Origin of the sequence: Bradyrhizobium sp. 613_E4_N2_2 (assembly GCF_052075995.1) — a bacterium.
GTDB classification, from domain to species: domain Bacteria; phylum Pseudomonadota; class Alphaproteobacteria; order Rhizobiales; family Xanthobacteraceae; genus Bradyrhizobium; species Bradyrhizobium barranii.
This window is the reverse complement of sequence record NZ_CP197234.1, coordinates 2,703,200-2,724,454: the sequence shown is the minus strand read 5'-3', so window position 1 is coordinate 2,724,454 and position 21,255 is coordinate 2,703,200. Positions and strand designations below refer to the sequence as shown.

The 21,255-nt window shown below is 64.0% G+C and carries 21 protein-coding genes; 9 read left to right on the top strand and 12 right to left on the bottom strand.

From position 1 onward, the window contains the following. Positions 1–12: 12 nt before the first annotated feature. Positions 13–1,089 (top strand): BMP family ABC transporter substrate-binding protein, encoded by a 1,077-nt coding sequence (locus AB7290_RS12855; protein ID WP_063986211.1) that lies wholly within the window; start codon positions 13–15, stop codon positions 1,087–1,089. Between the two features lie 109 nt (positions 1,090–1,198). Here AB7290_RS12855 and AB7290_RS12850 read toward each other — a convergent pair whose 3' ends face one another. Continuing rightward, positions 1,199–2,548, bottom strand: coding sequence for an 8-oxoguanine deaminase (locus tag AB7290_RS12850; RefSeq protein WP_441253462.1), 1,350 nt, complete (start codon positions 2,546–2,548; stop codon positions 1,199–1,201). Positions 2,549–2,699: 151 nt separating this feature from the next. Here AB7290_RS12850 and AB7290_RS12845 point away from each other — a divergent pair, with 151 nt between their 5' ends. Both AB7290_RS12845 and AB7290_RS12840 read left to right on the top strand, forming a co-directional pair. Then, positions 2,700–3,527 (top strand): FAD binding domain-containing protein, encoded by an 828-nt coding sequence (locus tag AB7290_RS12845; RefSeq protein ID WP_441253461.1) that lies wholly within the window; start codon positions 2,700–2,702, stop codon positions 3,525–3,527. Beyond that, on the top strand, positions 3,524–6,250 hold the full coding sequence (locus AB7290_RS12840) for a molybdopterin-dependent oxidoreductase (protein ID WP_441253460.1): 2,727 nt from the start codon (positions 3,524–3,526) through the stop codon (positions 6,248–6,250). The genes AB7290_RS12845 and AB7290_RS12840 overlap by 4 nt, the downstream gene beginning before the upstream one ends. Here the strand turns inward: AB7290_RS12840 and uraD are convergent. The 5 genes from uraD to AB7290_RS12815 all read right to left on the bottom strand — a co-directional run bounded on the left by uraD (position 6,247) and on the right by AB7290_RS12815 (position 9,140). After that, on the bottom strand, positions 6,247–7,134 hold the full coding sequence (gene uraD, locus AB7290_RS12835) for a 2-oxo-4-hydroxy-4-carboxy-5-ureidoimidazoline decarboxylase (RefSeq protein ID WP_441253459.1): 888 nt from the start codon (positions 7,132–7,134) through the stop codon (positions 6,247–6,249). The two genes, AB7290_RS12840 and uraD, sit on opposite strands and share 4 nt — an antisense overlap. A 5-nt stretch (positions 7,135–7,139) precedes the next feature. After that, complete coding sequence (gene puuE / locus AB7290_RS12830; protein WP_441253458.1) at positions 7,140–8,075, bottom strand: allantoinase PuuE; 936 nt, start codon at positions 8,073–8,075, stop codon at positions 7,140–7,142. Continuing rightward, a complete protein-coding gene (locus AB7290_RS12825; RefSeq protein WP_014493672.1) occupies positions 8,076–8,489 on the bottom strand; it encodes a DUF3830 family protein in 414 nt (137 codons plus the stop codon). It lies immediately after the preceding gene. 89 nt (positions 8,490–8,578) lie between these two features. Next, positions 8,579–8,866 (bottom strand): hypothetical protein, encoded by a 288-nt coding sequence (locus AB7290_RS12820; protein ID WP_038934641.1) that lies wholly within the window; start codon positions 8,864–8,866, stop codon positions 8,579–8,581. Positions 8,867–8,963: 97 nt separating this feature from the next. Continuing rightward, positions 8,964–9,140 carry a hypothetical protein gene (locus AB7290_RS12815; protein ID WP_441253457.1) on the bottom strand — a complete coding sequence of 59 codons (177 nt, stop codon included), beginning with the start codon at positions 9,138–9,140 and terminating at the stop codon, positions 8,964–8,966. Between AB7290_RS12815 and AB7290_RS12810 the strand changes: the two genes are divergently transcribed. Continuing rightward, positions 9,121–9,336: a hypothetical protein gene (locus tag AB7290_RS12810; protein WP_441253456.1), complete on the top strand. Its 216-nt coding sequence runs from the start codon at positions 9,121–9,123 to the stop codon at positions 9,334–9,336. The two genes, AB7290_RS12815 and AB7290_RS12810, sit on opposite strands and share 20 nt — an antisense overlap. A gap of 539 nt (positions 9,337–9,875) precedes the next feature. Here the strand turns inward: AB7290_RS12810 and AB7290_RS12805 are convergent. From AB7290_RS12805 to AB7290_RS12795, 3 genes are all read right to left on the bottom strand, one after another. Then, positions 9,876–10,376, bottom strand: a complete 501-nt coding sequence (locus AB7290_RS12805) for a hypothetical protein (RefSeq protein WP_441253455.1) — start codon at positions 10,374–10,376, stop codon at positions 9,876–9,878. A 535-nt stretch (positions 10,377–10,911) separates the two neighbouring features. Continuing rightward, positions 10,912–12,837: an AI-2E family transporter gene (locus AB7290_RS12800; RefSeq protein WP_441253454.1), complete on the bottom strand. Its 1,926-nt coding sequence runs from the start codon at positions 12,835–12,837 to the stop codon at positions 10,912–10,914. Positions 12,838–13,110: 273 nt separating this feature from the next. Continuing rightward, complete coding sequence (locus AB7290_RS12795; protein ID WP_441253453.1) at positions 13,111–13,506, bottom strand: hypothetical protein; 396 nt, start codon at positions 13,504–13,506, stop codon at positions 13,111–13,113. A 289-nt stretch (positions 13,507–13,795) separates the two neighbouring features. Between AB7290_RS12795 and AB7290_RS12790 the strand changes: the two genes are divergently transcribed. After that, entirely contained in the window at positions 13,796–14,053 is a 258-nt protein-coding gene (locus AB7290_RS12790) for a DUF2798 domain-containing protein (protein WP_014493668.1), read from the top strand. Between the two features lie 66 nt (positions 14,054–14,119). On the opposite strand, the gene AB7290_RS12785 is transcribed toward AB7290_RS12790, so the two are convergent. From AB7290_RS12785 to AB7290_RS12775, 3 genes are all read right to left on the bottom strand, one after another. After that, positions 14,120–15,907: a chloride channel protein gene (locus AB7290_RS12785; protein ID WP_135215162.1), complete on the bottom strand. Its 1,788-nt coding sequence runs from the start codon at positions 15,905–15,907 to the stop codon at positions 14,120–14,122. 13 nt (positions 15,908–15,920) lie between these two features. Further along, complete coding sequence (locus AB7290_RS12780) at positions 15,921–16,574, bottom strand: L-fuculose-phosphate aldolase (protein WP_439037009.1); 654 nt, start codon at positions 16,572–16,574, stop codon at positions 15,921–15,923. Between the two features lie 170 nt (positions 16,575–16,744). Then, positions 16,745–17,371: a MarC family protein gene (locus tag AB7290_RS12775; protein ID WP_071911716.1), complete on the bottom strand. Its 627-nt coding sequence runs from the start codon at positions 17,369–17,371 to the stop codon at positions 16,745–16,747. Positions 17,372–17,516: 145 nt separating this feature from the next. Between AB7290_RS12775 and AB7290_RS12770 the strand changes: the two genes are divergently transcribed. The 4 genes from AB7290_RS12770 (at position 17,517) to AB7290_RS12755 (ending at position 21,220) form a co-directional block, all read left to right on the top strand. Next, positions 17,517–18,086, top strand: coding sequence for a YciE/YciF ferroxidase family protein (locus tag AB7290_RS12770; RefSeq protein WP_014493662.1), 570 nt, complete (start codon positions 17,517–17,519; stop codon positions 18,084–18,086). Between the two features lie 187 nt (positions 18,087–18,273). After that, positions 18,274–18,657 carry an Hsp20/alpha crystallin family protein gene (locus tag AB7290_RS12765; protein WP_014493661.1) on the top strand — a complete coding sequence of 128 codons (384 nt, stop codon included), beginning with the start codon at positions 18,274–18,276 and terminating at the stop codon, positions 18,655–18,657. Positions 18,658–18,665: 8 nt separating this feature from the next. Further along, entirely contained in the window at positions 18,666–21,059 is a 2,394-nt protein-coding gene (gene lon / locus AB7290_RS12760) for an endopeptidase La (protein WP_439037010.1), read from the top strand. A 5-nt stretch (positions 21,060–21,064) separates the two neighbouring features. Then, the gene (locus tag AB7290_RS12755; RefSeq protein ID WP_166343169.1) at positions 21,065–21,220 is read left to right on the top strand and encodes a hypothetical protein; all 156 of its coding nucleotides are present in this window, start codon (positions 21,065–21,067) and stop codon (positions 21,218–21,220) included. Positions 21,221–21,255 lie beyond the last annotated feature (35 nt).

Here is a 21,255-nt window from a genome sequence, read left to right as displayed (position 1 = left end):
TGGAGATTGATGATGAGGAAATCACTTCTTGCGCTGGCTGCCGGGCTTTTGCTTGCCGGAAGCGTCAGTGCAGCCTCCGCCGCCGACAAGCTGAAAGTCGGTTTCATCTATCTGGGTCCGATCGGAGACTTGGGCTGGACCTACCAGCACGACCTCGCGCGCCAGGCCCTGGTGAAGGAGCTGGGCGACAAGATCGAGACCACCTATCTCGAGAACGTGCCCGAAGGTCCCGACGCCGAGCGCTCCATCGAGCAGCTCGTCCGCGCCGGCAACAAGCTGATCTTCACGACCTCGTTCGGCTACATGGACCCGACACTGAAGGTCGCCAAGAAATATCCGAACGTGCATTTCGAGCACGCCACCGGCTACAAGCGCAACCCGAACATGTCGACCTACTCGGCCAAATGGTGGCAGGGCCGCTACATCCAGGGCCTGATCGCGGCCAAGATGTCGAAGTCCGGCGTGCTCGGCTATATCGGCTCGTTCCCGATTCCGGAGGTCGTCTCCGGCATCAACGCGACGATCCTCGCGGCGCAGACCATCAACCCGAATATCAAGGTCAAGATCATCTGGGCCAATACCTGGTTCGACCCGGGCAAGGAGGCCGACGCCGCCAAGGCGCTGATCGACCAGGGCGCCGACGTGATCATGCAGCACACGGATTCGCCGGCGGCGATGCAAATTGCCAGCGAACGCGGCAAGCTCGCTTTCGGCCAGGATTCCGAGATGATCAAGTTCGGGCCGAAGACCCAGCTCACCTCGATCCTGGACACCTGGGGCCCTTACTACATCGAGCGCGTCAAGGCCGAGCTCGCCGGCACCTGGAAGTCCGAGGACAGCTGGGGTGGCCTCGACAGCCATATGTTTGCGATGGCGCCCTACACCAACATGCCTGACGACGTGAAGAAGCTCGCCGAGGATGCCCAGGCCGCGATCACAGCGGGCAAGCTGCATCCATTCAAGTGCCCGGTCGTTGGGCAGGACGGCAAGCCGGTCGAGTGCAAAGGTGGCGATCACCTCGATGACGGCCAGATTCTCGGCATGAATTTCTATGTCAAAGGCATCGACGACAAGCTTCCGGGCAAGTAGCACGCTTCTTGCATTGCCTAGATCACCTGCTCCTCCCGGAGGAGGTTCGGAGGGGGTGGCCAGAAGCACCCGGCACTTGTGGTCGCCCCCTCTTTCTTTTTTGCCCGGATTATCCCGCCTGCATCGCCCGCGCCGCGGAACTGTGGCGGCGAATGAGATCGGGAACATCCAGTCCCGGGATCGCGCCGTCGATCACGGCCCATTGTCCCGCCACCATCACCCTGTCGGCCCGATGCGCCCCGCACAGCACCAGCGCGGCCAGCGGATCGCCGTGACCGGAGAAGCGTAGCTCGTCGAGCCTAAAAAGGGCGAGATCGGCGGCCTTGCCGACGGCGATCTCGCCCAGTTCCGGCCGGCCGACGCACGCCGCCGAGCCCTTGGTCGCCCAGCGCAGCGCATCCTTGTGGCTGACTTTGGCCACTCCGTAGCGGGCCCGCTGCAGCAGGAACGCGGCCCGCACCTCCTGCATCAAATTCGATCCGTCGTTCGAGGCCGAACCGTCGACGCCGATGCCGATGCCGACACCGGCCTCCTCCATCTCGCACACCGGGCAGCAGCCCGACGCCAGAATCTGGTTGCTGCATGCGCAATGGCTGATGGTCGTCTTCGCCTTGCCGAGCCGCTTCATCTCCTCCGCATTGAAGAAGATGCCGTGGGCGAGCCAGGTCCGCGCATTGAGCCAGCCGCATTGCTGGAGATAGTCGAGCGGACGGCAGCCATACATCTGCTGGCAGAATTTGTTCTCGTCCTCGGTCTCGGCGAGATGGGTGTGCAGACGAACGTCGAGCTTGTCGGCGAGATCGGCGGTGGCGCGCATCAGCGACGTCGTCACCGAGAACGGCGAGCAAGGCGCCAGCGCGATCTGCACCATCGCATCCGCGCCGCGCTGGTGATGCTTTGCGACCACGCGCGCGCTGTCGGCGAGGATCGTGTCCTCGTCCTGTACGACGCTGTCAGGCGGCAGGCCGCCGTCGCGCTGCGACAGGTTCATCGAGCCGCGCGTGAGCAGCACCCGGACACCGAGCCGTTTTGCGACTGCAACCTCGATATCGACGGACTCCTCGAGTCCCGCCGGGAACACATAGTGGTGATCCGTTGTGGTGGTGCAGCCCGAGAGCAGGAGCTCGGACATCGCCACGGTGACGCCGAGCTCGAGCGATTCCGGCGTCATCCTCGCCCACACCGGATAGAGTGCCTGGAGCCAGGGAAACAGCTCGCGGTCCATCGCCGCCGGCAGCGCCCGCGTCAGCGTCTGGTAGAAATGATGATGCGTGTTGATCAGGCCCGGCAGTGCGACATGCTCGCTTGCGTCGAACACCGCGACGTCCGCCGTTGCAGGCCTGCCGCCTGCCGGCACGAGCTCGACAATCCGGCCATCCCTCACCACGATCCCGCGCTCGGCACCGTCGGCGAGGATGGCGAGGGGATCCCTGATCCAGATCGGCTTTGCGTCGCTCATGATCGTGGTCTCCTCACATCCGCTGATGACAAGGCCGGCAAGGCGGCCGCCGGCCCGATCACCTTCGTGCTACGACTTGCTTGTTGCGACTTGGCTCCGGTCTTGCAAGACTCATCTGTACGATTCACGGGCGAAAAGCTTTGGCGCAGCCATGGATTTGAATACCATCACGACGGTGGCCCATCCGCAAACGCGCGCACAACTGCCCGCCTGGTCGGCGGGTGATGCTTGGCTCGCGGGCGGCACCTGGCTGTTCTCGGAGCCCCAGGTCCACCTGAAGCGGCTGATCGACCTCACTGACCTGAAATGGCCGGCGCTGACGATCACCGACACCCATCTCACCATCTCCGCCACCTGCACCATCACGCAGCTCGAAGGTTTCGCCTGCCCGCCCGACTGGCTCGCAGCCCCGCTGATCGGCCAGTGCTGCCGGGCTTTCCTTGCTTCATTCAAGATCTGGAAGACCGCGACGGTCGGCGGCAATCTCTGCATGTCGCTGCCGGCGGGACCGATGATCTCGCTCACATCAGCGCTGGACGGCGTCTGCACCATCTGGAAGGCCGGCGGCGGTGAAGAGAAGATACCCGTCGTCGACTTCGTCATTGGCAACCAGCGCAACCGCCTGACGCCGGGCGACCTGATCCGGCAGATCGATATCCCGATTGCCGCGCTGAAGCGCCGCACGGCCTTTCGCCAGATCTCGCTGGCCCCGGTCGGCCGCTCTGCGGCGCTTCTGATCGGCAGCCTGGACAGCGATGGCACGCTAACGCTGTCGGTGACCGCATCGACGGTGCGACCGATCCAGCTGTCCTTTCGCAAGGCCCCGGACGCGGGCGCGCTTCGCGACGCGATCGCGCAGCAGATCCCGGATGATCTGTACCACACCGACATCCACGGCAAGCCGATCTGGCGCAAGCATATGACGCTAAGGCTCGCCGAGGAGATTCGCGGCGAGCTCCTGGGAGCGACGCCGTCATGAGTTTCGAGGTCAACGGCAAGACGTTCCCGCAAGAGCCGCGCGCCGGCCAGTGCCTGCGCACGTTCCTGCGCGAGCTCGGCCATTTCGGCGTGAAGAAGGGTTGCGATGCCGGCGATTGCGGCGCCTGCACCGTGCTGCTCGACGGCGAGCCAGTGCACAGCTGCCTGATCCCGGCGTTCCGCGCCGAGGGGCGCGCCGTCACCACGATCGAGGGCCTCGGTGGCGACCACGGCGCGCATCCGATGCAGCAGGCCTTCCTCGATGCGCAGGGCTTCCAATGCGGCTTCTGCACCGCCGGCATGATCCTGACCTGCGCCTCGCTGAACCAGGCGCAGCGCACTGATCTCGGATCGGCACTGAAGGGCAATATCTGCCGCTGCACCGGCTATCGCTCGATCGAGGACGCGCTGCTCTGCAAGACCAATGTCGAGGAGAGCGTCGAGCCCGGCGCCGCCTTCGGCCGCAGCCTGCCGGCGCCTGCGGGCCCCGACGTCGTGCGCGGCAAGGCGCGCTACACCTTCGACACCCAGATCGACGGCCTGCTGCACATCAAGCTGCTGCGCTCGCCGCACGCCCACGCGAAAATCGTCGCGATCGACAAGTCGGACGCGCTACGCGTGCCCGGCGTGCACGCGGTCCTGACGCATGAGGATGCACCTTCGGTCCTGATCTCGACCGCGCGGCATGAGAAGGACTGGATGGATCCGGAGGATACCCGCATCCTCGATGACGTCGTCCGCTTCATCGGCCAGAAGGTCGCCGCCGTCGTCGCCGAGAGCGAGGCCGCCGCCGAGGAGGCGTGCCGGCGGCTGAAGGTCGATTACGAAATCCTGCCTGCGCTGATCGACCCGGAGCAGGCGATGGTAACGGGTGCACCTGTCATTCATCCTGACCGCACCACCGCGAATCGTATCGCCGATCCCCAGCGTAACCTCGCGGCGGAGACCCATGGCGAATACGGCGACGCGGCGGCGGCACTCGCCACGTCTGCCGTCACCTATGAGGCGACCTTCCACAGCCACCGCGTGCAGCACGCGGCGCTGGAGACCCATGGCGGCCTCGCCTGGCTCGATGCTTCCGGCGTGCTCAATGTCCGCACCTCCACGCAGGTGCCGTTCCTGACCCGCCGCGCGCTGTCGGACATCTTTGGGCTTCCCTTGGACAAAGTCCGCGTGTTCTGCGAACGCGTCGGCGGCGGCTTTGGCGGCAAGCAGGAGATGTTCGTCGAGGACATTCTGGCGCTCGCGACGCTCAAGACCGGACGACCGGTCAAGCTGGAGCTGACCCGCGAGGAGCAGTTCATCGCGACCTCGACGCGGCATCCGATGCGGGTCCACATCAAGGCCGGCGCCGATGCCGACGGCCGGCTCACCGCGCTCCAGCTCGAGGTGCTCTCCAACACCGGCGCCTACGGCAATCATGCCGGCCCCGTGATGTTCCACTCGCTGTCCGAGTCCATCGCGGTCTACAACTGTCCGAACAAGAAGGTCGATGGCTTCGCCGTCTACACCAACACGGTGCCATCGGGCGCGTTTCGTGGCTACGGCCTGCCCCAAACGCAGATCGCGATCGAAGCCGCGATCGACGAATTGGCACGGCAGCTCGGCATCAGCCCCTACGACATGCGCCGGCGCAACGTCGTCAAACCAGGCGATCCCATGCTGTCGCCGCCGCCGTCCGAATTTCACGACGTGCTCTATGGCTCCTACGGGCTCGACCAGTGCCTCGACCTAGTCGAACGCGCCATGCAGGCCGACGGACTGCAGCCGGACCTGACGCCGGAGTGGCTGATCGGCGACGGCGTCGCGCTGACCATGATCGACACGGTGCCGCCGGCCGGCCATCTCGCTGATGCGATGATCGCGCTCAACGACGACGGCGGCTTCGACCTCACCGTCGGCACCGCCGAGTTCGGTAACGGCACCAGCACCGTGCACCGGCAGATCGCGGCGACGACGCTCGCAACCACCGTCGACCGCATCCGCCTGCGCCAGTCCGACACCGCCCATGGCGGCCACGACACCGGCGCCTATGGCAGTGCGGGCACCTTCGTTGCGGGCAAGGCAACGCATGCGGCCGCGATGCAGCTTGCGACCGAACTGATGGCAGTGGCCGCCGGAGCTTGGCTGTGCGACGCCGCGAGCTGCACGCTCGACGACGAAGCCGTCGTCAGCGGCGTCCGGCGCATGTCCTTTGCAGAACTCGCGAAGCTTGCGCGCGAACGCGGGCAGCCGTTCGCAGGCACCGGCAATTCCGAGGGGACGCCGCGCTCGGTCGGCTTCAACGTCCAGGGCTTTCGAATCGCCGTGAACAAGGGCACCGGCGAGATCAAGATTCTCAGGAGCGTGCAGGCGGCGGACGCCGGCGTCGTCGCCAATCCCATGCAGTGCCGCGGCCAGGTCGAGGGCGGCGTCGCGCAGGCGATCGGGGCGGCGCTCTACGAGGAGATGGTGATCGACGCGACCGGCCGCGTCACCAACCCGAAATTCCGCGACTACCACCTGCCCTCCTTCGCAGACGTTCCGCGCACGGAGGTCTTCTTTGCCGAGACGTCCGACACGATCGGGCCGCTGGGCGCCAAATCGATGAGCGAGAGCCCGTACAATCCGGTCACCGCCGCGCTCGGCAATGCGATCGCGGATGCCACCGGCATCCGCTTCACCGCGCCGCCGTTCAAGCCGGACCGGCTGTTTCCGGCGCTGCACGAGAAGTTTGGGAATTAACTGCCGCGATAGGTTGAGTAGCTCCACGGCGTGACCAGCAGTGGCACGTGGTAGTGGCTTTCCGGCTCGCTGATGGCAAAGCGCAGCGGGATCTCGTCGAGGAACGGCGGGTCTGACAGCGGCACGTTGCGCTCGGCGTAATATTTGGCAACGCTGAATTTGAGCTCGTAGCGGCCGATCGGCAGCGGACGGCCGCCGATCAGCGGCTGGTCGGTGCGGCCATCGGCATTGGTCACGGCGCGCGCGATGACGCGGCTCTCACCGAGGCTCGCGAGCTCGACGAGCTCCACCGGGATGCCGGCTGCAGGCTTTCCGGCGTGATTGTCCAGCACATGAGTTGAGAGCCGGCCATGCACTTTCAGCTTGTCGTCGGCGACGACGAGCTGATCGAGCCGCAGCGCGGAGATACGACCGATCTCCTCGATCGCGCGCCGCGTCTCGGTCTTGGCGATATTGCGCAACCGCGTCTCGAAGTCGCGCAGCACGGAATCCCTGGTGTGACGGCGCACGCAGACGATATAGGGGAAGCCGAACTTGTCGCGATAGGCGTTGTTGACGCGCTCGAACGCGGCGTATTCTGCATCTGAGAGACGGTCGAGGCCGGCGCTGTTCTGCTCGTCTGTCGATTCTGCAGTGAGCCCCGCTGCACGCTGGGTCTTGTTGGCGAGATCGGGATGCGCCCGGATCAGCGCGAGCTGCACGTCGGGCTCGGCGCTCTGGATCGCTGCCATCAGCGCTGAGTGCAACTGGTTGATACCGGCGAACGGCCGCTGCCCGGCAAGTTTCTCCGCAATCCAGGGCGAATATTCGACGACGTTGGCAAGGACCGCGACAAAGCCGGCCTTATCAGCAGCATTGAGATCGGCGAGCGAGATTTGCGCCATCGTCCTCACCCGATCTCGAATGCGTCGGCGGCAAGATGCGCATGCTTGTCGTGCCAGTGCTGCGCGATCTGGAGCCGCGTCGGCACCCAGACGCGATCGTGCTTGCCGATATAGTCGAGGAAGCGGATCAGTCCCGCGGCGCGGCCGGGCCGGCCGGCAAGACGGCAATGTAGCCCCACCGACATCATCTTCGGCGCGGTCTCGCCCTCGGCATAGAGCACGTCGAAGGCGTCCCTCAGATAGGTGAAGAACTGCTCGCCTTCGGCAAACCCCTGCGGGTTGATGAAGCGCATGTCGTTGGCGTCAAGCGTATAGGGAATGATGAGCTGCTTGCCGTTCGCGCCCTTGACCCAGTAGGGCAGATCGTCGGCATAGGAGTCGCAGAGATAGAGGAAGCCGCCCTCCTCCATCAGGAGGCGGTTGGTGTTGATCGAGGAGCGCCCGGTGTACCAGCCGAGCGGCCGCGAGCCCGTCGCCTCGGTGTGGACGCGAATGGACTCGGCGATCTCGGCGCGCTCCTGCGCCTCGGTCATGTCCTTGTGCTCGATCCATTTCAGGCTGTGGCTTGCGATGTCCCAGCCTGACTCCTTCATCGCCGCGACAATCTCCGGATTCCGCTTCAGCGCGGTGGCAACGCCGAACACGGTGGTCGGCCACTTCCGCTCGTTGAACATCCGCCACAGCCGCCAGAAGCCGGCGCGCGAACCATACTCGAACATCGACTCGATATTGGCGTGACGCTGGCCCGGCCAGGGCTGCGCACCGAGGACGTCGGACAGAAACGCTTCGGAGGCGCGATCGCCGTGCAAGATGTTGTTCTCGCCGCCTTCCTCGAAGTTGACGACGAACTGCACCGCGACCCGCGCGTTGTCAGGCCATTGCGGACGCGGCGGGTTGCGGCCGTAACCGTGGAGATCGCGCGGGTAGCGAGTATCCGTCACTCAGACTTCCTCGAAGCGGATCGGCAGGGCGCCCTTCCACAGCACGCTCTTGCCGAGGGTCGCGAGATTCTCCAGGCCCGAGGTCAGCGTGATGAAATGGTTGCCGGCGAGCTGGCCCATTTTGCTGGCGAAGTGCACGCCGCCATAGGCGAGCAGGATCTCGGTTTCGCTGATGCCGCCGGGATAGAGGATGATCTGACCCGGCGCGGGATAGCTGGTGTGGTTCTCGTAGCCGACGCCGAAATCGAGATCGCCGAGCGGCATCCAGACGCCCTCGCCGCTCCAGCGCACATGGATGATGTGGCTTTCGAACGGCAGCGCCTTGCGGAACGCAGCGACGGTCTTGGGCGCCAGTTGCTCCTCGAAGCGGGCATCGAAGGTGAAGTCGCCGGCGCGGATAACGAGTTTGCTCATCTCATCTCTCTGGATCGGGGGCCAAAGGCCCACGGGGAATTTTCAAGCAAAGAGCATTCCATCGGGCTTCGCGCAAGTGGCGCGGCCCGTCATCTGCGGTCGTAGGACCAGCCGAAAATACCGCTCCGACGCACCTCTGGCTCGGGCTCGGCGGCGGGCGCGGCCGAAGGGGGCGCCTCCTTCAGTTCCGCCTGTGGCGGAGGTGGAGGCGGCGCCGGCAGATTCTCGCATTTCATGGAGTAGACCAGCTTGCCGTCCGCGGTCCGCCCGATCGGGGCGCAGGGGTCTGGATGCGCTGCCGAGGTCTTTGGCGTGAGCTTAACCTGCGCGGCCGCCGGCGACGCGATCAGGAGAAGGACCAGGAGATATTTCGACATCGTTGTCGCCTGAGAACTCAATTCGCCTCATTGAACCGGATTGCCAGGGGCAAGTCCACCGGAGCTGCGGGCACGATTGCCGAATATTTAGCCGGGGCTAGAAAATTTGCTCGCCCCAACGTTGATGGCCGCGCTTCGGATCGTGAAACCGGCCCGGCTGATATCCGGCAGGACACATCGCCATGTCAGCCACGACCGCGAACACAGGCAACATTTTTCTCACAGCCTGAATCGCCGCCACCGGAGAAACAACGATGCGAAAGACCTTTGCCATTCTCGGCGTCACCCTGATCGCCGCCGCCACCATCCAGACCGCCGCCGCGAGCGACCGCCACCACAGAAGCAAGGCACACCCCGCCCCGATCACCCAGTCGGTCCGCGACTCCAACGCGTTCTGGCCGTCGCAGCCGACCACACCCGACTGGCAGCGCTACGCCAACGGCGCGCCGTCGGCACCGGCGGGGCGGTGATGCGGGCGTAGAACGCGGTTGCTGCGACGTCTCTCGTGTCCCGGACGCGCTGCAACGCGCAAGCGTTGCTGCGCAGAGCCGGGACCCAGAAAGCGACACGGTACAATGCGGAGAGTAGAACGCGGAGACATGGGCCCCGGCTCTGCAGCCGCACCGCAAGAGCGCTGCGCTCGCAATGACGGAAGTGAGGCATCGGCGTCGTCCGCCAATTGTCACTGTCATTCCCCGCGAAAGCGGGGAATCCAGTACGCCGCGGCCTCTCGGCTCAATCACAGCCGTCTCTGGAATGCTAGATCGCCCGGTCAAGCCGGGCGATGACAGCGAGTGCTGCAGACGCACCAATGGCCGACGCGCTGACAGTCGCAGAACCTTTGGCGATGGGCGGGCCGTCGCTCTCGGTCATCGTGTTCATTCCTGTTGCGTCGCGACAGGATAACTCGCTTCCGCTTTTTTGGCGGCGTAGCGAACCTTGCCCGGACTTGCCGGTAGGTCAACCGAATGACCCCAACCGGACTTTGGCTGCGGGCCTCACGCATGCGCTACGCGGTTCGGGATGAACCCTGCATGACACGCTTGACCACCATGGCCGCGATCCCCGCGAGCACGGCCTTTGCCTGCGGGGACGCAAGTATGTCGATGATCGGGTTCGACGATTGGGCTTGCTCGTGAGGCTGGGCATCGCCACTGGCGAGGATATCCCGGAGCTGACCGGGCCTCCCATGCAGATCGGTGAGCACCTCGCCCAGTTCCTTCGGTTCGGGGGCCACTTGTCCCGGTAGCGCCACGCCGCGCGCGGCGGCTCGCTCCTGCAGCATCTTCACGAACGCCGCCCGTTCTTCCGGCGAAAGCTTGCCCAACGCTTCTATCGCTGCCTGCGCGTACTGGTCAGACGGCACGGCGTGTGACACATCACCATACCGTTTGAGAACCTCTTGATCGGAATAACCCTCCGACGGATTTCCTTGTTCGTATCGATCAACGAAATCCCGATACTCTTTCTGGCGTTGCCCACCGCCCAGTAACTCGTCAAGGATACCCATGTACAGCTCCTCCTTGCGTGATTAGCTCAGGCTGCTTGCCACAGACAACCACACGTTTCCCTTGCGCGACATACGAGCGATATCGGCGTTACGCAGAAGATACAGGCGAAGAGTGCGGTCGCTCCGATAGTTGCTACTTCCAAGGTAAACCCACGTTGAGAGTATTGACCTAGGTCAAAGGGTCATGGCGGCCGTGCAAACTGAAAGTTTTGCTTGTGAGGCGTGAGTGGACATTCCACGCGCGTGTCGCAATGATCGCTATTGTCCCTGCTGAAGCTTTTGGGTCCGGCCCTGTGCGGTTTGCGCCAAAACGGGCTGCACTTACAGTCCTCGGATTACGGCATTCGCCACATCGCGCCCGCCGTTTGTCTACCGGTTCGTATTAAATAAAATCGGGAATGCGCGATGGCAAATATTCGCAAGGGTCACCGTCGCGCGGTCCCCGCCCATCCTTTTGCTCTCCACAAGACCCGGTGACCGATGCGGATGGTCGCTCTGCGACGCCCGGCAATCCAGAGGAGCAAAAGATTCGTTTTTACGCCGGAGCAGCTGCCTTCGCCTGATCCGACGCATCAGGTTGCGCGGAGGTCACGTGAACGACTGCTTCCAAGGCTGCACCGAACGACCCGCTTGCTACCAACGCGTTGGAAGCGTTTCCCACCGTTTCTGCGGCTCCCGTTCCCAGCAAAGCGAACAGGATACGGGTTGCGCCAATCCTTTTACTGAGCCCTCGAACGACGTGCTGAATCTTGGCGGTGGACGGCTGACTCAGATAGCAGACACATACAAGCGCGGTGTTGGCCAATTCGAGCGAAAGCAATTTCGACATTGAGGAAGCATCAGCCTTTTCCGCAATTGCCTGAATCCCGCGGTACCGCAGAAGCTGCGCCAGCACAAGCGCCGTCGCCTCATCGAGTCGCCCGGCACCAGGGATGCAAACGACCGAAATAGACGAGGTCGACGGCTCCGGAATCAAAGCGTGCTCGGAGCCTGCTCGCTCGAATGTAATGGCAGCTCCGGGGCTTGAGCTTAGATCCGGGGAACTGGGTCCTGTTGCTTCCACGTCATGGTGTGCCCCCAGCTCAGCGACCAATTCTTCCACCGTTGAGACTACCCGATTTAATCGGTCCTGATCGAGGTGACCCAATTGACGGTCGGCCTCCGCGAGTCTCAGGCCTTTCAAGAGGATGTCGTCATAATAATTCTCAAGCGACGAGTCATTCAGGTATTCATGTGCCTGTTCCACCGCTTCAATGGGATCTCCCGCCAGCATTCGTTGATAAGCCAGTTGCGGCGGCGTCAGCGGTGGTCGGTCGCCAAGCATAACGTCAAGAAATTTGAGGCGATCGACATGCCGCCCAAGGACGACGAGACAAATTGTTAAGGGCGTGGCCAACACCAGTCCGACCGGCCCCCAAAGCCACGTCCAGAATGACGCTGACAGGATAATTGCAATCGGGGAAAGACCCGAGCTATGCCCAAAAATCAAGGGTTCGAGGACCTGTCCTGCGAGCAACTCAAGCACGACGAACAATGCCGCCGTAAGTATCAGCATCTGCCAGCCCGTGCCCACCGCCGCCGCGAGAATGAGAGGGAATACCGCAGATATCAATGCACCGATATACGGTACAAATCGCATAATCATCGCGATCAGACCCCATAGCGGAGCCGAGGGGACACCGATGAATTCAAGACCTAAGCCTATTGCAAGACCGAACACGCCATTGAACGCGATCTGGGTCAGAAAGAGCTTGCTCAGACGCTTACCGGCGTCGTCCAGGGCCGCAGTCGTGCGTTGAATATCCGCGGATCCGGCCAGTCGGACAAGCCGATTCCTCAGATCTTCCCGTTGCAGCAGGACAAAGACAACAAAGATCACGACGATCCCTGTCGTCGTTAAAGGTGAAATCAGTGGCTGGATGATTGCGCCAAACGTCGACAGAGCACCAGGATCGGGTTGCCTTACCTCAACGGGTATGGGTATCGGCTTGTCTGAGGGCTGTCTGGTGAGTTCGCCGTCAGTAGGTCGACCGGCCCCATCTCGATTCTGCAACTCTGTCTTCAATTCTTTCAGAACTGTCGACGCCTGCTCCAATGTTCCAGAGCCGCCGCCCATTAAGCCGCGCAGGCTTTCGATCTTGTCACTCAATGTTTGTTGATAGCCTGGCAGCTTGGTGGCGAGCCGGGTCGCCTGCGAAACCATAAGGCCGCCCAGACTAAATATGATCGAGAATCCGATGAAGACGACCACCAGCACAGAAATCGTGCGCGGAATTCGCCAGGAACGTAAGCGCATCACGAAGGGCGCCATAACGAAACTCAGGAGAACTGCTAACGCGAAGGGAACAAAAATTTCACGACCGAAATAGAGCGCAGCAATTATCAACGCTGCGACGGCCATATTCGTCAGCACAGTCCCCCGCGGCTGTGCCAATCTCATTTGAGGAGATTTCTCTTCCATGGCGCGTCTTCCATGGCGCGGCTCATTCATCCCATACGTGGGTGAATTCTCCTTCGCGACACCATCCTACACCGAACTAACTTGTTCCGACAGCCCGAGCATGCCGTTCAATATCGCTAGCTCGTCTCATAGCGCGCGGGTTGACAGCCCGCCGGGTGTTTTGCCCGTCGGGCAACACAGAGACGCGTAGCCCGGACGGAGCCAACGGGTCGGCGCGAAGCCGCCGCACGATGACACGCTCCGTGCAATCCGGGCTACGGCGAGAACAGGCGCCTAATAAGGCTGATAGTAGCCACGCGGACCGTAATAGGGACCGCCGCCATAATATCCCTGACCGCCATAGTAAGGACCCGGGCCGTCATAATAGCGATTCTCGTAGTACTCTTGGCGTCGGCTCTCTGCGATCGCGCCTCCGATCAGACCTGCCGCCACGCCCATGAAGGCAAGCCCTGCCGCATTTGGACCGCGGCGATAGTAGCGGTGGCGGCGGGCGGCGCTGAAATCGGTCGCTGCTGATCTGCCCGATGTCGCAGAGTCCGCGCTGACGGACGGCGAACCGGCCGGCGCCGCAGACGAGGGCGAGACGGAAGCTGTCGCCAGAGCCAGACTCGCAAACGCAGCCAGCGCGGTGTTGCAGCCAAACCTGGAATTTACGGGCCTATCGCTCATCTCACCGTCCTTTGCTCTCGCTCAAAGTCAAAATATGAAACGATCCACAACGTGCAAACCATTGAAAAGTTTCGTGATCGCGGCAATCTGCCACGCTTCGAACGATTGTAAACCGAACGACCAGATCCAGCTTGAACCACTCAACCTGAGCGGATAATGAACAGCCGCGCCGTTTTTCGGTCGCCGTAAGCGTTTCACGTGAACCAACGCATCAACCGACGCCGTCGGGATCGATGCATTTTCGCAGGTTCAACGTGACTGACGCGTCCTTTTCCTCAAGAGAAATCAGATGATTGCGGTTCGCAAACTGCCGGCGCGCTATGCGCCGATCGTGATGCCATTTGTGCTGTCCATCCTCATGACGGCCGTGGTGTCGGTCATTTCGACGCTCCGGAGCCTCGGCGCGACGCCGGCGTTCCTCGCGACCTGGCCGGGCGCCTGGGCGCTGTCATGGCTCGTCGCCTTTCCCACGCTGCTGATGGTGCTGCCACTGGTCCGACGGATCGTGGCGTGCGTCGTCGCTTCCCCATCTCAACCAGGCCGATAGCCGGCGCGGACGGCGGCACACGAAGCACGCCGTCCCGCTTCCATGATTGCGCCTGCGGGAGTGATCCTACGACAGCGCCCCGAGCACGCCGCGCGTTGCCTTGTCGATCTCCTCGACATAGCGGCGGCGGGCAAACGTCTCGGTGAGGAAGCCGACCACCTTGCGGCTGTCGGTGGAATCGACCACCGCCAGCATCTCGGCTTCCGCCTCGTCGAACACGGCCATCGCCGACTTCACGTTCATTTCCGGGATCAGCACGATCTCGGTCAGGCGGGCGAGCTCGATCACCTGGATGTCGTCGGCGATGCTGTCGAGATCGCTGGAGAACAGGTCGGGCAGCAGGACGAGGCCGACATATTCGTCGGCATTGTTGACGATGACGATGCCGGGCCGCGAGCCCAGCGCGAATTCACCGCGCACGGCGGCGATCGTCGTGGTCGATGGCACCTTGCCGACGTCGGAGCGCATCAGCCGCTCGACCGTGAGGTTGCGCAGCCAGCCGACGTCGTTGGCGCTGCGGATGGTCTCGCCGCGCAGATGCAGGCGCCAGGTCGAGAAGGAATGGCCGAACATGAAGCGGACGCAGATCGAGGTGACGATGCAGCCGGCCAGCACCACGGCGGTGACGTCGACATTGCGAGTCATTTCCAGCACGAGGAACGACATGGTCAAGGGGCCGCCAACGATGGCGACGCCGAGCGTCGCCATACCCGTCAGCATCGCGACCAGCGGGTCGATCACGAATTCCGGGCTGATGAGCAAAAGAACCGCAGCGAAGAACTTTCCGATCAGGCTGCCGACGAACAACGAGGCAAAGAACAGACCGCCGCGGAAACCCGAGGCGAGCGAGATCAGGCAGGCCGTCACCTTCAAGGCGATGATGATCGCGATCAGGCCGATCGTCATGTCGTGAAACAGATCCAGCACCATGGCGCCGTGGCCGGCCGCGAGCACCTGCGGCGTGACGATGGCAAAGCTGCCGACGATAAGGCCGCCGATCACCGGGCGCAGCCAGACCGGCAGCCAGACAAACAGGCGCTCGAACATCGAAGACGACCGCATCACGGCGATGCCGACGCCGCTGGTAATGAGCGCAAGCCCGATCAATGCCAGATATTGCTCGACGCCGACCGCGCTGACCTTCGGTATCTCGATAGAGTACGGCGCGCCGCCGAGCCATTGCGCGGTCAGCGCGCCAGCAAGCGAGGCCGCCAGGATCGGCGCGGCGCTGCCGACCGAATAGACGCCGACGATCAGCTCGCAGGCATAGAACGCGCCGGTGATCGGCGCGCCAAACGCCGCTGCGATCGCAGCGGCGGCGCCGCAACCGACGATCAGGCGCAAATCGTTGCGGCGCAGATTGAAGAACTTGCCGAGCAGTGAAGCGATCCCCGAGCCGATCTGGGTGTAGCCGGCCTCGAGGCCGACCGAGGCGCCGCAGCCGTTCGAGATCAGCGTCTGGCTCGACACCACCATGCTGTCGCGCATCGACAGATTGCCGCCGCGCAGCGCGTTCGCCTCGATCGGGTCGACCGCGTTGGAGATCTTCAGCCGCCGCCGCCACCACTCCATGATACCGAGCGCCAGTCCGCCGAGCGCGGGCGCGATCAGGGCCGCCCAGGGGCTGACCCGGGCGTGGGCGGATAGGCGAACATCGACGGGAATGCCGTAGATCACCATATGGGCAATCTGCGCTATCTCGGCCATCAGCGTCACGATGGCACCGGTAAGCGTGCCGATCACGAGCGCCAGCGGGATCAGGTAGAACTCGTTGCTGCGCAAGAGCGCGCGCAGGCGAACCATGACGCGGTTCGATCCCTTGCGATCGGCGATGTGTCTGATCCGCGCGAACACCTTTTTGCCCGCCCTAACCTTCCGACATGCCGTAGCCGGCCATGCGCTGGCTGACACGTTCGATCTCGGCACTCGACAGCAGTGGCGGTTTTCCGATCTGGAGGCAGCCGTGATACTGCCGCGCCAGCGTCTCGACCTCGACGGCGAGCCACATCGCCTTGTCCAGCGTCTTGCCGACCGTGATCATGCCGTGATGGTCGAGCAGACAGGCGAGCCGGCTCTCCAGCGCCCGCAGCGCATGCTCGGACAGCTCCGCCGTTCCGAAGGTGGCATAGGGTGCGCAACGGATACTGTCACCGCCGGCGGCCGCGATCATGTAGTGCACGGGCGGAATCTCCATGCCCATGATCGCCAGGATGGTGCAATAGGTGGGATGAGCGTGGACGACGGCGTTGACGTCGGGCCGCGATTTCAGGATGTCGCGGTGGAAGCGCCACTCACTGGAGGGCTTCTGACCGGGGGCATGCGAACCGTCCATCGCCATGAACACGATCTGGTCGGGCGTCATGGCGTCATAGGGCACGCTGGTCGGCGTGACCAGAAGCCCGTCCACATGCCGGACGCTGATATTGCCCGAGGTGCCCTGGTTGATGCCGAGCGCGTTCATGCGGCGGCACGCGTCGATTATGGCCTGTCGCTTTGCGAGTTCGTCCGCTGTCATCGACATCCCGATTTCATCTCGACTTTTTGGCGATGGGCGTTTGTTAGACCGGGAGTACGTCAAAGCAATGTGGCAGCGCAAGAGAAAGCGGCCGGGATTGGCCGCTGCCTTGCCGGCTGTACCGTTACATCAAGAAACCAGTTGTAAAATCAGTATATTAGCAGATTGTCGCAGGTTTACGAAAAGCTCGCCCGGACGGCCGCAATTCCGTTGATCACGAACTGCACCGAATAGGCCGCGAGCAGCATGCCAAGCACGCGTGAGAGCACGGCATTTCCGGTGCGCCCGAGGGTGCGCGCGATCAGGCTCGCGGAGACGAAGCACAGCATGCAGAGCAGGCAGACGGAGACGACGACCGCGATGATGATCGCGAGCTTGGCCCCATAGCCGGCATTGCCCGTCAGCAGCAGCGTGGTCGCGATCGCGCCGGGACCGGCCATCATCGGGATGGCCAGCGGAAACACCGCGACGTCGGAGGCATGCTCCGAGGTCGCCTTGTCGGCCTCGCGCGCCTCGCGATGCGGACGGTCGCCGAAGATCATCTGGTAGGAGACACCGAACAGCAGCAGTCCGCCGGCGATCTGGAAGGCGGGGATGCCGATCCCGAGTTGGCGCAGCAGCCAGTTTCCGGCCAGCGAGATCACCACCAGGATCGAGGCCGCGATCAGCGGCGCGCGCAGCGCGATCGTGCGCTTGACCTTGTCGGGCATGCCTCCGGTCGCGGCCAGGAAGGCCGGTGCAAGGCCGACGGGATCGACCACCAGCAGCAGCGTCACGAAGGCGGACAGGGCGAAGTCGAGCATGCGGGTGGGTCTCACGCGAGGTGCAGCCGCAATCCATAACCGCTGGAGGAGGCCTTCGCGAGGAACATTTGCCCTCGCAGAGTCTTGGTCGCGCGAGGATTGAGGAGGGCATCGCCCTTCCCGTGTCGCCTCAAGAGGAGGATTTATGGCTAAACGAGCAAAGAAACGGGCGAACGCGAAAAAGACCGCGGCGCGCCGTCCGCGTCAGGCACCGAAGATGTTGAGCGACCTGTTCCTGGAGACGCTGAAGGACATCTATTTCGCCGAGAACAAGATCATCAAGACGCTACCCAAGATGGCCAAGGCGGCGCATTCCAAGGACCTTGCCGCCGCCTTCAACAAGCATCTGCGCGAGACACAGGGCCAGGTCAAACGGCTCGATCAGATCTTCAAGATGCTGGGCAAGCCGGCCCGCGGCAAGCCCTGCGAAGCGATCAATGGCATCACCGACGAGGGCGCCGAGATCATGAAGGATTTCAAGAACGCCCCTGCCCTCGACGCCGGCCTGCTCGCAGCCGCTCAGGCCGTCGAGCACTACGAGATCTCCCGCTACGGCACGCTGCGCACCTGGGCCGAGGAGCTCGGCATGCCGGACGCGGCAAGGCTGCTCCAGGAGACGCTGGACGAGGAAGAGGCGACCGATCACACGCTGACCGAGCTCGCGACCTCGGTCATCAACCTCGAAGCGGAAGAGGAGTACCGCGCCGCGGCCTGATCGGCGCGACGCGCCCAACGGTTGCCTTCGATGCCGCGGAATATCCCCGCGGCGTCGAAGCGTGCGACTGCAAGGGCCTCTTCCGGTTGGAGAGGCCAGGCATGCTCCAAACGCGCAATGCTGGAATTTTGGGGAACCGTCCCCATATGCTCGTTTTCCAACCGCAGCGCCTTCCCCGAGTTTTGCCATGCAACCCAAAAATCCCCTCGACTGGATGCTGTCCGAAGCCCTGGACTCGCTGACCCGCGCCGAACGGCTGCGGCAGCAGTTCGGCCGCCAGGAAGCCTGCTGGGAGCCGCCGATCGACGTGCTCGAAACCGAGCATGAGCTTTTGATCCTGGTCGCGCTTCCCGGCGTCAATCCCGATAATGTCGAGACGGTGATCCTCGACGGCGTGCTCGTCATCTCCGGCCAGCGCACGCTGCCGCCGGAGCTTCGCAACGCCCGCATCCACCGGCTCGAGCTGCCGCAGGGCCGCTTCGAGCGGCGCATCGCGCTTCCCGTTGGCCGCTACGCCATCAGCCGCTTCGTGATGGACGGCTGCGTCGCGCTGCGCCTCGCCAAATCCTGAGGTCGATCATGGCCACCGAACAGATGAATACCGCACAAACCAATTCCCAAAATAATCCCGACGTGAAAATCCCCGAAGACGCGCTGATCGTCATCCCGGTGCGCGAGATGGTGCTGTTTCCCGGCGCCATCGCGCCGATCGCGATCGGCCGGGCGAAGTCCATTGCCGCCGCGCAGCAGGCGCTGCGCGAGCAGCGGCCGGTCGGCATCGTCCTGCAGCGCAGCCCCGAGATCGAGGAGCCCGGGCCTGATGATCTCTACCGGGTCGCGACCATTGCCAACATCGTGCGCTACATCACCGCGCCCGACGGCACGCATCACATCGTCTGCCAGGGCGTGCAGCGCGCCCGCATCCTCGACTTCCTGCCGGGAACACCGTTCCTGGCCGCGCGTTTCCAGCAGATCCCCGAGCCGACCACGAGCTCGCCCGAGATCGAGGCGCGCGCGCTGAACCTGCAGCGCCAGGCCATCGAGGCGGTCGAGCTGCTGCCGCAGGCGCCGCCCGAGCTGGTCGCGATGTTCCAGAGCACCACCGCGCCCGGCGCGCTGGCCGATCTGGCGACCTCGTTCATGGACATCAAGCCGCAGGACAAGCAGGAGGTGCTGGAGACCATCGACCTCGCCTTGCGCGTCGAGAAGGTGTCGAAGCACCTGGCCGAGCGGCTGGAGGTGCTGCGCATCTCCAACGAGATCGGCCAGAAGACCAAGGCCTCCTTCGACGAGCGGCAGCGCGAGGCGATCCTGCGCGAGCAGATGGCGACCATCCAGCGCCAGCTCGGCGAAGGCGACGGCAAGGCGGCCGAGGTCGCCGAGCTGACGGCTGCCATCGCCAAGGCCAACATGCCGCCGGAAGCGGAAGCGCACGCCAAGAAGGAGCTGCGCCGCTACGAGCGCATGCCCGAGGCTGCCGGTGAGTCCGGCATGGTCCGCACCTATCTGGACTGGCTGATCGAGCTGCCCTGGGCGCTGCCCGCGGAGAAGCCGATCGACATCACGGAAGCGCGTCGCATCCTGGATGCCGATCATTTCGGCCTGGAGAAGATCAAGGGCCGGATCATCGAATATCTGGCGGTGCGCAAGCTCGCTCCGCATGGCAAGGCGCCGATCCTGTGCTTCGTCGGCCCGCCCGGCGTCGGCAAGACCTCGCTCGGCCAGTCCATCGCACGCGCGATGGATCGCCCGTTCGTGCGCGTCAGCCTCGGCGGCGTGCATGACGAGGCCGAGATCCGCGGCCACCGGCGCACCTATATCGGCGCGCTGCCCGGCAACATCATCCAGGGCATCAAGAAGGCTGGCACGCGGAACTGCGTCATGATGCTGGACGAGATCGACAAGATGGGCCGTGGCGTGCAGGGCGATCCCTCCGCCGCCATGCTGGAGGTGCTCGACCCCGAGCAGAACGGGACGTTCCGGGACAACTATCTGGCCGTGCCGTTCGACCTGTCGCGCGTGGTGTTCATCGCGACCGCCAACATGCTGGACCAGATTCCGGGTCCGCTGCTGGATCGTATGGAGCTGATCAGCCTCGCCGGCTACACCGAGGAGGAGAAGCTGGAGATCGCGCGCCGCTACCTGGTGCGGCGTCAGCTCGAGGCCAACGGTCTGACGGCCGAGCAGGCCGAGATCGAGCCGGAGGCGCTGAAGCTGGTCGTCAAGGGCTACACCCGCGAAGCCGGCGTGCGCAACCTCGAGCGCGAGATCGGCAAGGTGTTCCGCCATGCCGCGGTGCAAATCGCCGAGGGCACGGCTGCCAAGGTCGTGGTGAGCCCGAAGGACATCGCCACCGTGCTCGGCCAGCCGCGCTTCGAGGGCGAGATCGCGCAGCGCACCAGCATTCCGGGCGTCGCCACCGGGCTTGCCTGGACGCCGGTCGGCGGTGACATCCTGTTCATCGAGGCCTCGCGCGTGCCCGGCCGGGGCGGCATGATCCTGACCGGCCAGCTCGGCGACGTCATGCGCGAGAGCGTGCAGGCTGCGATGACGCTGGTGAAGAGCAAGGCCTCGCAGCTCGGCATCGATCCGTCGGTGTTCGAGAAGAGCGACATCCACGTTCACGTGCCGGCGGGCGCAACCCCGAAGGACGGACCGAGCGCGGGCGTTGCGATGTTTACGGCGTTGACGTCGCTGCTCACCAATCGCACGGTGCGCAGCGACACCGCGATGACCGGCGAGATCTCGCTGCGCGGTCTGGTGCTGCCGGTCGGCGGCATCAAGGAGAAGGTGGTGGCTGCGGCCGCCGCCGGATTGAAGCGGGTGATGCTGCCGGCGCGCAACAAGCGGGACTACGACGACATCCCGAAGAGCGCGCGGGACAACCTCGAATTCATCTGGCTGGAGCGCGTCGACGAGGCCATCGCCGCAGCGCTCGAGCCGGCTGATGCCAAGGTCGAAGCGGCGGAGTGAAGACGATGAAGAAACTGCTGGAAAAAGCGAGGCAATCGCGGAGGACGCAGCGGCTGCGTCAGCTGCTCGATCGTGCGATCGACCGGGTTCGCGATGCGCTGGCGGCACCCGGGCCGCGGCTTCAGCCCGTTCCGGTCCGGGTGAAGCGCCGCAAGGGTTGAGCCCTCCGTCTCAAGCCCTCGCGGCAGCCCCAAAC